The sequence below is a fragment of the Ruegeria sp. HKCCE4148 genome, assembly GCF_017872495.1.
Taxonomy (GTDB): Bacteria; Pseudomonadota; Alphaproteobacteria; order Rhodobacterales; family Rhodobacteraceae; genus Ruegeria.
Map to the genome: position 1 here is coordinate 104,067 of NZ_JAEDOS010000006.1, position 13,984 is coordinate 118,050.

General features: G+C 54.9%; 11 protein-coding genes. 9 read left to right on the plus strand and 2 right to left on the minus strand.

All coding sequences use genetic code 11. From position 1 onward, the window contains the following. From I9187_RS16420 to I9187_RS16445, 6 genes are read left to right on the plus strand one after another with little or no spacing between them, the layout of a single operon-like run. Positions 1 to 1,098 (plus strand): ABC transporter ATP-binding protein, encoded by a 1,098-nt coding sequence (locus I9187_RS16420; protein ID WP_171180474.1) that lies wholly within the window; start codon positions 1 to 3, stop codon positions 1,096 to 1,098. Beyond that, positions 1,091 to 2,083 carry an ABC transporter ATP-binding protein gene (locus tag I9187_RS16425; protein WP_171180472.1) on the plus strand — a complete coding sequence of 331 codons (993 nt, stop codon included), beginning with the start codon at positions 1,091 to 1,093 and terminating at the stop codon, positions 2,081 to 2,083. The genes I9187_RS16420 and I9187_RS16425 overlap by 8 nt, the downstream gene beginning before the upstream one ends. Positions 2,084 to 2,094: 11 nt before the next feature. Next, positions 2,095 to 3,717 carry a dihydroxyacetone kinase subunit DhaK gene (locus I9187_RS16430; protein WP_171180470.1) on the plus strand — a complete coding sequence of 541 codons (1,623 nt, stop codon included), beginning with the start codon at positions 2,095 to 2,097 and terminating at the stop codon, positions 3,715 to 3,717. 37 nt (positions 3,718 to 3,754) lie between these two features. Then, positions 3,755 to 4,783 (plus strand): LacI family DNA-binding transcriptional regulator, encoded by a 1,029-nt coding sequence (locus I9187_RS16435; protein WP_348540123.1) that lies wholly within the window; start codon positions 3,755 to 3,757, stop codon positions 4,781 to 4,783. A 27-nt stretch (positions 4,784 to 4,810) separates the two neighbouring features. Then, positions 4,811 to 5,866, plus strand: coding sequence for a sugar phosphate isomerase/epimerase (locus I9187_RS16440; RefSeq protein ID WP_171180466.1), 1,056 nt, complete (start codon positions 4,811 to 4,813; stop codon positions 5,864 to 5,866). Beyond that, entirely contained in the window at positions 5,866 to 7,020 is a 1,155-nt protein-coding gene (locus tag I9187_RS16445; RefSeq protein ID WP_171180464.1) for a Gfo/Idh/MocA family oxidoreductase, read from the plus strand. The genes I9187_RS16440 and I9187_RS16445 overlap by 1 nt, the downstream gene beginning before the upstream one ends. A 370-nt stretch (positions 7,021 to 7,390) precedes the next feature. Here the strand turns inward: I9187_RS16445 and I9187_RS16450 are convergent, their stop codons facing one another. Next, positions 7,391 to 8,758 carry a sensor histidine kinase gene (locus I9187_RS16450; protein WP_348540124.1) on the minus strand — a complete coding sequence of 456 codons (1,368 nt, stop codon included), beginning with the start codon at positions 8,756 to 8,758 and terminating at the stop codon, positions 7,391 to 7,393. Then, positions 8,755 to 9,423: a response regulator transcription factor gene (locus I9187_RS16455; protein ID WP_171180462.1), complete on the minus strand. Its 669-nt coding sequence runs from the start codon at positions 9,421 to 9,423 to the stop codon at positions 8,755 to 8,757. The genes I9187_RS16450 and I9187_RS16455 overlap by 4 nt, the downstream gene beginning before the upstream one ends. A 139-nt stretch (positions 9,424 to 9,562) precedes the next feature. Between I9187_RS16455 and I9187_RS16460 the strand changes: the two genes are divergently transcribed. The 3 genes from I9187_RS16460 (at position 9,563) to I9187_RS16470 (ending at position 13,938) form a co-directional block, all read left to right on the plus strand. Beyond that, a complete protein-coding gene (locus tag I9187_RS16460) occupies positions 9,563 to 10,651 on the plus strand; it encodes a tricarboxylate transporter (protein ID WP_171238759.1) in 1,089 nt (362 codons plus the stop codon). Between the two features lie 79 nt (positions 10,652 to 10,730). Beyond that, entirely contained in the window at positions 10,731 to 12,761 is a 2,031-nt protein-coding gene (locus tag I9187_RS16465) for a tripartite tricarboxylate transporter permease (protein WP_209509775.1), read from the plus strand. 88 nt (positions 12,762 to 12,849) lie between these two features. Continuing rightward, the gene (locus I9187_RS16470) at positions 12,850 to 13,938 is read left to right on the plus strand and encodes a 4-oxalomesaconate tautomerase (protein ID WP_171180456.1); all 1,089 of its coding nucleotides are present in this window, start codon (positions 12,850 to 12,852) and stop codon (positions 13,936 to 13,938) included. The last annotated feature ends 46 nt before the right edge of the window (positions 13,939 to 13,984 follow it).

Below are 13,984 nucleotides of genomic sequence, written 5' to 3' on the forward strand. Positions count from 1 at the left end.
ATGGCCCAGATCGTAGTCAAAAACGTAAAGAAGATGTTCGGCGATTTCACGGCTGTTCGCGAAAGCTCGTTCACGATTGAGGACGGTGAGTTTTTCATGTTGCTAGGGCCCTCTGGCTGCGGAAAAACGACGACACTGCGGATGATCGCAGGCTTGGAACTTCCAACGTCAGGTGAAATCTACCTGGACGGTGAGGAGATCAGCCAGCGGCCCCCATCAGAGCGAGACATTGCATTCGTGTTCCAGATGTTTGCGCTGTATCCTCACATGAACGTGCGCAAAAATATCAGCTACCCCCTGATATCGCAGGGCATGCCGCGTGCTGCGGTCAAAGCCAAAGTAGAGGAAGTCGCGGGAATTCTGGGGATCAACGACATTCTCGATAGCCCCGTAGGTGGACTGTCAGGTGGCGACAGGCAGCGCGTGGCGCTGGGCCGCGCGATCGTTCGCGAACCCAAAGCGTTCATGATGGACGAACCGCTGGGCGCCTTGGATGCCGAGTTTCGGGAGCATATGGCCGAAGAATTGCGCGCGCTTCATGATCGCATGGGCGCAACCACTGTTTACGTCACACACGATCAGTTAGAAGCCATGCAAATGGGCGACAAGATCGTTGTGATGAACAACGCTGTGATCGAGCAATTCGGTACACCCCAGGAAATCTACGACAAACCAGCGACGATGTTCGTTGCGGATTTTATCGGGTCTCCTTCGATGAATTTCCTGCCGTTTGAGGGAAAGGTCGAGCCTGGTTCGGAAATGGTTCGGCTGAATGGCCATGACGAAGCCGTGCCGAGGTTGATGGAAGGGGCGGAAGGTGACTTGGTTTTTGGCGTTCGCCCCGAGCATGTTTTTCTGTCGGATGGGAGCGAATACCGGGCCAGAGTCCTGGCAGCAGAATACCTGGGGACCACCCAAATCGTTACACTGCAAAGCCCGAACGGTGAACTGAAAGCGCGAATTGATGCACGCGAGGTCGTCAGTCCCGGTGAGACCGTTGGATTGGAGTTCCGCTCACCTGCTGTAACCCTTTTTGAAAGATCCACCGGACGCGCGTTGAGGTCCGCTCTGAACGACGAGGTACTGAGCAATGGCTGAAGTCGTTTTGGAGAATATCTCGAAGTCATTTGGCAACGTCAAAGCGGTGGACGGTATTTCGATGACGATCCCCAACGGTGCCTTTGTGGTGTTGTTGGGTCCGACTGGCGCTGGAAAAACAACGACGCTGAGATTGATATCCGGGCTTGAGAAACTGGACTCTGGATCAGTACGCATTGCCGGGCGTGACGTCGGTATAGATACACCTGCCCAGCGCGATGTGGCGATGGTCTTCCAGCAATACTCGCTGTACCCGCATATGACGGTGCGCGAGAACCTGTCTTTCCCTTTGCGGTCGCCGATCCTGAAGACACCAGAGGATGAGATCACGAGGAAGGTTAACGAAGTCGCTGAGATCCTGCAAATTCCGCACAAGCTGGACAACAAAGCAACTGAACTGTCCGGCGGTGAAATGCAGCGCGTTTCAATCGGACGTGCGCTTGTGCGTGACCCACAGATTTTCCTGATGGATGAACCGCTCAGCTCTTTGGACGCCAAGCTTCGGGCGGATTTGCGGGTCGAGCTTAAAAGGATTCAGGCCGATCTGGGGTCGACCTTACTGTACGTGACGCATGATCAGGTCGAAGCCATGACAATGGCGACACATATCGGCGTTTTGGAAAACGGCAGGCTGGTTCAATACGGAACACCCCGGGACATCTATGAAAACCCGGGCAGTGTTTACGTCGCCAGCCGGTTGGGACTGCCACGGATCAACATCCTGCCGTCCGAGTTGTTCGGAGGCGATCACAAAGGCCCGCAGATCGGCCTGCGCCCGGAAAACATCATCGAAGGCGAAGGCAGCGAGGCGCGCGTGATACGCGCCGAGCATCTGGGAGACCAAACACGGCTGCATTTGGATCTGAATGGTCACCCGGTGGTGACCCTGATCGATGTCCATCAGGACTACCCATCTGGAAAGATTATAAAAATCCGCCCCCACAACCCGTTGTATTTTGACGCGTCCGGCGCGCGTGTGAATTAAGGAGCAAAAGCATGGCCCAGTTCCTCAACACAAAAGAAACCCTGGTAACCGAGGCGATAGACGGCCTTCTGACCTCCTCCGGAGGACAACTTATCCGGTTGGACGGCTACCCGCACATCAAGGTTGTCTTGAGGTCAGATTGGGACAAGTCGAAAGTCGCTTTGGTGTCCGGCGGAGGGTCTGGTCACGAACCCGCCCATGCGGGCTTTGTTGGCGCCGGTATGCTGACAGCTGCAGTATGTGGGGAAGTGTTTGCGTCCCCGTCAGTCGAAGCGGTTCTGGCAGGTATTCTTGCGGTCACAGGTGAGGCAGGGTGCCTGCTTATCGTCAAGAATTACACTGGAGATCGATTGAATTTTGGACTGGCAGCGGAACGCGCCCGCGCATTGGGCCGCAAGGTTGAAATGGTCGTTGTCGATGATGACATCGCCCTACCCGACCTTCCGCAACCACGTGGCGTGGCGGGTACGTTGTTCGTTCACAAAATAGCCGGAGCGCTTGCTGAAAGCGGTGCTGACCTAGATACCGTTACCACCGCAGCAAGAAACACCATAGCAAAGGTTGTCAGCATCGGAATGAGCTTGGACACCTGTACCGTTCCGGGTTCTCCAAAAGAAGACCGGATTGCCCCTGGCAAAGCAGAGCTTGGATTGGGCATCCATGGCGAACCTGGTGTACAGCAAGTCGAGTTCTCAAATGCCGTATCGGCTATGTCCACAGTAGTGGAGAAGCTGAAGCAAAGGGTGGGCACCGGGGACTGTGTGGCGTTGGTCAACAACCTAGGCTCTACAACTCCGCTGGAAATGGCTGTCCTCACACATGCCTTGTTCGAGACTGGTATTGCCCATCATATAATTGGCCCGGCACCAATGATGACATCGCTGGATATGCACGGGTTTTCGGTTTCCATTCTGCCTGTAGATCAGGACGATTTGTCAGCCCTTGAAGCACCCGTTGATCTGGCCGCGTGGCCCGGGGTGAATTCCATCGACCCGATCAAAGTTGCACCATTGCCTGATGGCCTGACTCCGATCGATCCAATCCCCTCGCACAATCCCACCACAAGGGAAACGATCACCCGGCTGTCTGAATTGCTCATCAACGCAGAGAAGAATCTAAACGAGCTAGACGCGAAATCTGGGGATGGCGATACAGGAAGCACATTGGCGACTGCCGCAAGAGCATTGCAAGGAAGTCTTGACCGCATGCCGCTTGCCGATTTGACACAACTGTTTCCGGCGTTGGGCAATGAGTTAAGCCAGACAATGGGTGGTTCTTCCGGCGTGATACTTGCAATTTTCTTCAACGCAGCTGGAGATGCCTGTGCGAGCGGGGCTTCGGTATCGAAGTCTCTGGTTGAAGGTCTGAATCGCGTCAGCCAGGTTGGGGGCGCCAAGGTCGGTGACAGGACAATGATTGACGCTCTGGCACCGGCGCTTGCGGCACTGCCATCTGGTCTGACGCATGCGGCCGAGGCTGCCCGCGAAGGCGCGAACAACACCGCGAATATTCGTCGTGCGAAGGCAGGCCGCGCGGCCTATGTTCCCGAAGAAAACCTTGTTGGACATAACGATCCCGGCGCTGAGGCTGTTGCTTTGTTGTTTGAAGGCTTAGCGCGGGAGATTGAGGGCTGAAGAACACGTGGAAGACCAAAAACAAAGATTAGAATTGGTGAAAAAGCCAACCGTTAATGACATCGCGCGCGTTGCGGGTGTTAGCCTAGCGACTGTTGACCGGGTCTTGAACAGACGTCCCGGCGTTCGGGCCGTAACCGTACAGAAAGTGCAAAAGGCAATTGATGAGCTGGGATATGTTCGCGATACCGCTGCGGCCAACCTTGCACGAAACCGAGTTTACAACTTCCTCTTTGTTCTGCCGGACACGGACAACGAGTTTGTAGAGGCAATCAGCAGCCAGATCGCAGATCAATCCCCTGACCAATTTATCGAGCGGACCCGCATTGCGATAAAGAAGGTCGCGCCGTTCGAGCCGCAAGATATCGTCAACATTCTGGATGCTGTCGACAGTTTGGATGTAGACGGAGTCGCAGTTTTCGGACCCGAAACGCCTTCTGTCCGGGATGCCGTAAAAAGGCTCAGGGACAAAGGCGTTCCGGTGGTCGCCTTGGTGTCTGACTTGCCCAGTTCTGAGCGAGACCACTTTGTGGGAATTGATAACGTTTCGGCAGGACGAACCGCCGCTCAGCTGATGGGTAGATTTGTCCATCGCGAAGGCAAGGTCTTGGTTCTCACAGGATCCCGATTGGCGCGTGACCATCTCGAGCGTCGCCAAGGCTTTGACCTTGTTGTGGCTGAGGAATTTCCGCACCTCCAAGTCGTAGCGTCTGTCGAGGGCCGGGATGACCCGGATCTGATTTACAAGATGATGCCCGAAATCTTTGAAACCTATCCGGATCTGGTCGGAATATACTCGTCAGCAGCGGGCAACGCAGGCCTGATTCAATTTCTTTCAGAGAACAAGCTCAGCAAAGATCTGGTGATTATAGCTCATGAGCTTACTCCACTCAGTCGTGAGGCGCTTAGGCTTGGCACATTTGACGCCTTAATCTCGCAAGACACTGGGCACATTGTTCGTTCGGCCGTTCGCCTGTTGCGTGCGACTTCGGACAAAGTCCCGTTCAACAAAGCTCAGGAACGTATCCGTATCGATATCTATCTAAAGGAAAATTTACCGCCATAGAGGCTTAGGTTTTGGGGAGGAAATTTTATGAAAACGATCAAAGGTCCAGCTTTGTTTCTTGCACAGTTTGCGGGGGACGAAGCGCCGTTCAATTCGTGGGACGCGATCACAAAATGGGCGGCTGATTGTGGATACAAAGGCGTTCAGGTTCCCAGTTGGGATGGACGGTTGTTCGACTTAGAACAGGCCGCTTCTAGCAGAGGTTATTGCGATGACTTCAAAGGCAAAGCCAGGGAAAATGGTGTCGAAGTCACGGAACTTTCAACACACCTTCAGGGCCAGCTTGTGGCTGTTCACCCAGCCTATGACAGTGCGTTTGATGGCTTTGCGGCCGAAAGCGTCCGGGGGAACCCGAAAGCCCGACAAGAATGGGCCGTGGACCAGGTCAAAAAAGCGCTGTCCGCTTCGAAAAATTTGGGCATTTCGGCACATGCGACATTCTCAGGCGCGCTGGCATGGCCATATGTCTATCCTTGGCCGCAGCGCCCTGCCGGCTTGATTGAAACGGCATTTGATGAGCTTGCGCGTCGCTGGGTGCCCATCCTGAATCACGCTGATGAATGCGGTGTCGATGTCTGCTATGAAATCCACCCCGGAGAGGACCTCCACGATGGTGTTACGTACGAGATGTTTCTCGAGCGGACAGGCAATCACCCACGGGCCTGCATGCTATACGACCCGTCGCATTACGTGCTGCAATGCCTCGACTATCTGGACAATATCGACATCTACAAAGATCGGATCCGGATGTTCCATGTCAAAGATGCCGAGTTCAATCCAACCGGCCGGCAGGGTGTTTATTCCGGGTATCAAAGCTGGGTAGATCGGGCCGGGCGGTTCCGCTCACTGGGCGATGGTCAGGTGGATTTCGGGGCTGTGTTCTCAAAAATGGCCGCGAATGACTTTGATGGCTGGGCTGTGGTCGAATGGGAGTGCTGTCTCAAACACCCCGAAGATGGAGCGCGCGAGGGCGCTCAGTTTGTGTCAGATCACATCATCCGTGTGACCGAGAAAGCCTTTGATGATTTCGCTGATGGTGGCGCAGACGAAGCCGCCAATCGTAAAATGCTGGGGATTGAGTGATGGTCACAGGACGCAGTGAAGAAACCTCGGGTCGTATTCGCCTTGGCATGGTTGGTGGCGGAAACGACGCCTTCATAGGCGGCGTTCATCGCATAGCCGCGCGACTGGACGACAAGTTCGAGCTGGTAGCCGGTGCTTTGTCTTCAACGCCAGAGAAATCTCTTGAAAGTGGGCAAGCATTGGGGCTTGAACGGGTCTATGAAGACTTCAAACAAATGGCAATCAGGGAAGCTCGGCTGAAATCTGGGATCGAGGCCGTCTCAATTGTCACGCCAAATAACGTTCACTATGCAGCTGCGCGTGAGTTCCTGAAACGCGGTATTCACGTCATTTGTGACAAGCCACTCACCTCGACACTTGCCGATGCAAAAAAGCTGGTCAAAGCAGCAGAAAGCGCGAATGCTCTATTCATTTTGACCCACAATTACACAGGTTATTCAATGGTTCGGCAGGCGCGTGAAATGGTTGCCAACGGCGATATTGGCAAGATCCGCGTAGTTCAGGTTGAGTACCCGCAGGATTGGCTGACCGAGCAGCAGGATTTCAAACAGGCGGAGTGGCGAACCGATCCAGAACGCTCGGGCGCGGGTGGATCAACCGGTGACATCGGAACCCATGCTTACAACCTCGCATGCTTTGTAACCGGGCTTAATGCGGAAAGCCTGGCGGCAGACTTGCAGGCCTTTGTGCCGGGGCGCAAAGTCGATGACAATGCGCACGTCTTGCTTCGCTTCGAAGGCGGAGCGCGTGGTATGCTGTGGTCTTCTCAGGTGGCCCCCGGCAATGAAAACGCACTTCGTTTGCGCGTCTATGGCGAAAAAGGTGGGTTGGAGTGGTCTCAGGAAGATCCCAATTACCTGTGGTTCACGCCCTACAACGAACCCAAGCGTCTGATCACACGAAATGGAGCTGGAGCTGGTGACGCTGCAAATCGGTTGAGCAGGGTCCCTCCGGGCCATCCCGAGGGGTATCTTGAAGGTTTCGCCAATATCTATGGAGAGGCTGCTGAGGCGATCCAAGCTTTCCGAAATGGGATTTCAACCGACGCGTCCGTTGTTTATCCAACGGTTCATGACGGGCTTAATGGCGTAAAATTTGTTGCCGCGTGCGTGCAAAGCTCTTCAAGGAATGCAGCTTGGGTCAGCTTAACGTAAAATCTGGTTGTTGGCATAAGGCAGAAATCTTGGGAGGCATCGAGCGTATCTGCAAAAAAACCGAAGCGCGCGCAACCTATAGGTGCACGCTCCGGTACAACGAACCGCGAACGTCTTTGAAGAGGTTTTTTGTGACCCGAAGAACCAATCGACTTCCATCCGAGTCTACTAGATGGGAATGTCCGCTTTGTGCGCGCAGCAAAGGTTGAATGAATTCTGCCGAACGTCTGCAGCGAGCCCAAAGACGACATAGATATAGATTTTGAGAGCTGCGTTCTTCGCTCAGGGCGAATACCTGAATTTAGCAGCAATCGAAGAAACTCGCGTTGACTTTGACTGGTTTTGGGTTCCGAGTGAAATTAGAAACAGCTTACAGGACCATGGGAATCTCAAGCGTAATGCTCGCTCCTCTTTCGACTTGGTTGATTTCGATCATTCCTCCGTGGCGCTCCGCCACTGCGGATACGATTGACAACCCCAATCCGCTGCCCTCCGAATATTCCAACTGAGAAAACCGATTAAATGCCGCTTCGCTTTGGTCTGGCGACAGGCCAGCACCGTCATCGGCCACGGTTAGATTGACGTATTTGCCGTCACACCGCAGCACCACTGAAATTTGGCTCAACATTGTGCCACCGTGTTTGATTGCGTTGTCCAACAGGTTCTTTAGAGCCTCAATCAGAAAGACCCGGTCACCGGTTACCGGGACCGCCGTCTCAGGTATCGTGACGTCGAACTCGATACCCTTTGCTAGGATGTGAACTCCCATCTCCGCGCAGGCCTCCTCAACGACCGAGCGGAAGTCAATTTTATCCATTTGGTCTTGGTGCGTCGGCTGCCTGAGCCTTTCAAGTGATAACAGCTGTTCCGCCACTGTCGCTGAGTTTTTTGCAGCCGCAACAAGCTCGGAGATGCGTTTTTCTCGGTCGCCATCCGTTTTCGCGTCCTGCAGCGCTTCGGCCATCGATTGCACCGCGGCCGCTGGGTTCCGCAGCTGATGTGCAGCTTCGGATATAAACACTTGATGGGCGTTGATACTTTTTTCCACCTGACCAAAAAGCCGGTTCAGGGTTCTAACAACACCCTGAACTTCGATCGGGACAGGGCGCTTAATCTCACTGAGGTCATCTGGTGAACGCAGGTCAATTGCGTCCTGCAAATCCAGCAAAGGCCTCAGGCCACGAGCGACGCCGAACCAAACTACAATGGCGAGCGTGGCCAGCAGAATTCCCATGAGAATTCCAGCGCGGATTGACAGTTCATTCGCAAACGCATTGCGATCCGCCATACGATGCCAGACTGTAACTGTCGCATCTCCGATTAGATTTTCTATGGTCACTCGTTCCGTCATCTTAAGAACGCGGACCGGTTCTTGGCGGTAAAGTGCTTCGAAAAACTGCGGCTTGTACACCTCTTCAGCAGTCGGGTTGGTGGCTGCCGGAGGGTAGGCATAGCCTGTCACATAGATGCCGCCGGGTCCCGTCACGTGGTAAAAAATCTCTCCGCCTGACGCGTCACGGATCATGCTGCGTGTCGTTGGTGACAGTGCGTCACCGCCTGAAATCGCAACATCTCGCGATATTGCGAGACCAGCAGATAACAGGCTGTCGTCGAACAATTCCTGAGCCGTTTTCTGCGCAATCATAAAGCGCCAAAGACCAAGCAGAGCGGCAATTAGTATCAAGGGGGTTAGGATAAGAATGAACAGTCTTAACCTGAGCGAGCCGTGATTGATCACTTCTGCACCTCAAGCAGATACCCGAGACCACGGGCTGTTTTAATTCCAATACCGAGATCTTGAAGACGTTTTCTCAGCCGAGATACATGAGGCTCAACTGCCGAGGCCTCGACATCGGCACCCACGCCATAGACGTAATCTGTAAGCTGGCTTTTGGGAACAATTCTGCCCCTGCGCTCCAACAGGCATTCAAGCACCGCGATTTCCCGCCGCGGTATATCCATAACTTCGCCTCGGACACTGACCTGACGTGCGGCGCGGTCGAACTCTAGGCCTCCGATGCTCTCCTTAGCTCCGTAGTCGAGATCTTTGCGTCGAGAAAGCGCCCGGATGCGTGCTTCCAGCTCGTCCATTTCGAACGGCTTAACCAGATAATCATCTGCACCCATATCCAAACCTGAAACCCGGTCGCTTGTTTCGGCACGTGCTGTAAGCAAGATCACCGGTACGCCATCGCCACGATTGCGAAGAGATTTCAGGATCTCCAGCCCAGATTGTCCGGGCAAATTTATATCCAGAACAACCAAGTCTGCGCCTTCTTGCGCAAGATACAAGTCAGCCTCGTCGCCGTCCGCAAGCACTTCTGCCGCATGACCGCGGTCACGCAGACGATACGCAATAGCGTTGGCGAGGGTCTCGTTATCCTCGATTATGACGATCCGCATTCGGGCTCCTGCAAGTTTCGCGCAAGGTTGGCGCTCCATGATTGCCAGATGGGAGGGGGAATCAACCCCACAGTTCTATTTGCGATCACGGTGGCGCAGAGGGCGCTAGCGTGGTTGTCTGGTCAACAGGGAGGAACCAATGACCATTTCCAACTTCACCCGTCGCGCCGTCGTGGGGCTGATCGCCGCGGCCGGTATCGCCGCACCTGCCGCTGCCGAGGTCGATTTCTCGGGCAAGACCATTGAATGGGTCATCCCGTTCTCGGAAACGGGTGGCTCCGCCAAATGGGCCAACTTCTTTGCGCCACTTCTGTCCGAAGCCCTGCCGGGCCAACCCACTGTTGTTGTGAAATTTATGCCGGGCGCTGGTTCAACCAAAGGCGCAAACTGGTTCCAGGAGCAGAGCCATGATGACGGCACGCTGCTGTTTGGCACCTCCGGTTCAACTCAATTCCCATATCTGCTGAGCGATCCTCGCGTGCGCTATGAATACAACGACTGGATCCCGGTTATGGCGTCGGGAACCGGTGGTGTTGCCTATCTGAATGCCGAAGACGGAGCAAAGTTTGATGGTTCCGCGAACGCACTGAAAGACACAAACTTCATTTACGGATCGCAGGGCGCGACACGCCTTGACCTTGTGCCGCTGCTGGCATGGCAAATGCTGGGCATGAGTGTTGAGCCTGTTTTTGGCATCAAAGGCCGTGGCGATGGTCGTCTGATGTTCGAGCGAGGTGAAGCCAACATCGATTATCAGACCTCGTCCGGCTATCTGGGTGGATCGGCCCCGCTGGTTGAATCCGGTCAGGCCGTGCCGATGATGACCTGGGGGGCGCTGGATGCGGATGGTAATATCGTCCGTGACCCGACCTTCCCAGATATCCCGACATTTAAGGAAGTATGTGAAGCCACCGATGGTTGTGAAACCAGCGGTGAGGCATGGGATGCGTGGAAAGCGTTCTTTGTAGCCGGGTTCCCGGTTCAGAAGCTGGCGTTCCTGCCGGGTGATACACCTCAGGAAGTGGTCGACGCATACACAGCAGCGTTCCAGGCTGTGACGGAGCGCGGCGACTTTGCCGACATCTCCTCAAAGCGCGTGGGCAAATACCCAGTGTTCGTAGGTGACGGCTCTAAAGCGGCATTGCAAACCGCGACAAACGTCGACGACAACGCCAAAGCCTACGTTCTGAACTGGCTCAAAGAAGCCTATGGTGTCGAGCTGAACTAAGCCCAAACACCACCGCGCGTGCCCCAATGTCGGGCGCGCGCTTTTCCAAACACAAGACAATTTATGAAAGGCGGCCGCTATGGAGGTTTTCGCCACAGCTGTTCCTGCGCTTAGTGACGCGTGGGGTCTGATCCTGCAACCTATCGTTCTGGGATATCTTGTTCTCGGTGTCGTTATGGGACTGGCCGTAGGTGTTTTCCCTGGGCTTGGCGGTATTGCTGGTCTGTCCCTATTGCTGCCTTTCATGTTCGGTATGGACCCGATCCTTGGATTGGCGTTGATGATCGGGATGGTCGCCGTTGTGCCGACCTCTGACACCTTCGCGTCAGTTCTTATGGGCATCCCAGGTAGCTCTGCCTCGCAGGCTACGGTGTTGGATGGTTTCCCGATGGCGAAGAAAGGCGAAGCCGCGCGGGCATTGTCAGCGGCCTTTGCTTCATCGCTTTTCGGCGGTTTGGTCGGTGCAACTTTTTTGACCATGTTCATCCTGGTCGCGCGGCCCATCGTTCTGGCATTTGGTCTGCCCGAGATGCTGATGATCACCATTCTTGGCTTGTCGATGGTCGCTATCTTAGCCGGACGTATCCCACTGAAGGGTGTCGCGGCCGCAGGGCTGGGTTTGATGGTCGGTACGATTGGCGAGGCGGACGCAGGCGGGTCGCTGCGTATGGCGACTTATGACATTCCCTACCTGACCGATGGTTTGAAGTTGGTCATCGTTGGCTTGGGTATTTTTGCGGTGCCGGAAATCGTCTCGCTGCTGCGTCAAGACCGATCCATTGCTAAGGGTGCCTCACTGGGCGCGGGCTGGCTTGATGGCGTCAAAGACTGGGCTGCAAACATCTGGTTGTCAGTCCGCTGTTCAATCATTGGCGTGGTTGTCGGTGTCATTCCCGGCCTTGGTGGCTCGGTTGTTGACTGGATCGCTTATGGCCATTCGGTTCAATCGACTAAAGATAAAAGCAACTTCGGCAAGGGTGAAGTGCGGGGTGTCATTGGACCGGAAAGTTCGAACAACGCCAAAGAAGGTGGAGGGCTGGTTCCAACCCTGCTGTTCGGCATTCCCGGTTCCGGCTCTATGGCAATCTTCATCGGTGCGGTCGCCCTGTTGGGGTCCGGCGATATCGAGGTCGGCCCAAGCATGCTCAAGGACAACCTCGATATTACGTATTCGATCGTCTGGCTGCTGGCATTGGCCAACGTGGTCGGCACCATCCTATGCATCGCGGCCTCCGGCGGTATCGCCAAGCTCACGACGATCCGCTTCACTTATCTGGCGCCATTCCTATTCATGCTGATCAGCTTCGCAGCGTTCCAGTCCGGACAAAACTTCGAAGACCTTCTGGCCCTGTTTGTCATCGGCTTGATCGGTATCTTCCTGCGCCGCTTTGACTGGTCGCGCCCGGCCTTTCTGATCGGCTTCGTTCTGTCGAACTCGGTTGAGAAATTCACCAACCAGGCGTTCCAGATCGCTTCGTTCCGCTTCCGCAAAAGCTTTGCAGAAGGCATGGAATATGTCTTTAGCCCGATCGTGATCGTCCTGATCGTGGTCACTGTGGTTTCGGTCATTCTGGGCATTCGGCAGGCCAAGATGATCATGGCCGAAGGTGAGGTCAAATCCGGAAGCAAGCGCGCGCCGCTGATCTTTTTGCTAGTGATCATGGCCTATCTGATCGTGGCGTTGGTCAATGCCAACATGATCCCTGACTACAACATGACCGACAAGATCATCCCGCTTGTGATCGGCAGCGTGTCGCTGTTCTGCTGCGTCATTCTGTTGATCCAGATGATGCGGCGACCCGAGGGGGATGCGATCTTTGCTGACAAGGAACTCGCCGGCGAAGATGCGAGCGCGCCACATGGACTTTGGTCAACGCTCGCCTGGTTTGCAGGTTTGATCGCGGCCACTTGGGTAGTGGGTTTTATCCTAGCCCTGATCGGGTTCCTGATCGCATTTTTCCGCATTCGCGCCGGGTCCAGCTGGCAGATGACGCTGCTCCTGACGGCTTGTGGCATCGGTTTCATGTGCTTCATGGCCGGCGCTTTGAACAGGGATTTCCCGCCGGGTCTGCTGCAAGACATGGTGAACCTGCCATGGCCGCTCAATTAAGCGCTCCACGGTTGCCCGGCCGGCCAATCTGGCGGGCTGGGCAGCGCTGAAATTCGAAATATCAACGGTTTGTAAAGGAGGGTTCGCGATGACCCAGACAGCAATCCCATATGTTTTCATGCGCGGCGGCACTTCCCGAGGACCTTATTTTCGACGCTCTGATCTGCCCGAAGATTTGGACACTTTGGCCGATGTTCTGGTCGCTGCCATCGGGGCTGGACAAGCGCTCAACATCGACGGGATCGGTGGTGGTAACGCAGTGACGACCAAAGTGGCGATGCTTTCAGTCAGCGAGGACGAATGGGCCGATATCGACTATTTCTTCGCGCAGGTTTCTGTTGATGAAAAGCGGGTCGATTTCAAACCCACCTGCGGGAACATCCTCTCAGGAGTTGGTCCAGCTGCGATCGAAATGGGATTGTTCCAGCCCAACGGCGATGAAACCGAAATCCGTATTCGCGCTGTCAATACAGGCGCCCGTGTCGTTACCAAAGTGCAGACCCCGGGCGGTGAGTTGGTGTACGACGGCGATGTGGAAATCGCCGGAGTCCCCGGCCATTCTGCACCGGTGCAGCTGAGTTTCATGGGCGTTGTGGGTTCGGCAACTGGTGCATTTCTACCCACTGGAAATTTGCGCGATACAGTGCAGGGGGTCGAGCTAACTTGCATGGATGTCGCTGTGCCGATGGCGATAGCCCGAGCTGAGGATTTCGGACTGACAGGATATGAAAGCGTCGAAGAGCTGGATGCCAACCGTGCTTTTTTTGATCGGATGGAGGCCGTGCGGATCGAAGCCGGAGAACTGATGGGTATGGGGGACGTCTCGAAATCGGTAACTCCGAAATTCGGGTTGATCGCACCCGCCAGAGAGGGTGGAACTCTTGCGGTTCGGTATTTCATGCCATGGAAAACTCACCCGACACTGGCCGTTACAGGTGCGCAATGCATGGCGTCTTGCGCTTTGACGCCCGGTACCGTCGCCGACGGTTTGCTTGATCGCCCGAATTCAAGCCCGGCTGAAGTTGTGTTGGAGCACGCTTCAGGCAAGATCGACGTTCTGGTGGACTTCTCGAACGTCGGGGAGTTCAACGTTATTTCTGCCGGTCTGGTGAGGACTGCGCGTAAATTGGCAGATGGACATGTTTATGTACCGGAATCTGAGTGGAACGGCAGTTGAAGTAGCAATCCTCATTAAGTATACTATGGTATACCTAATGAGGATA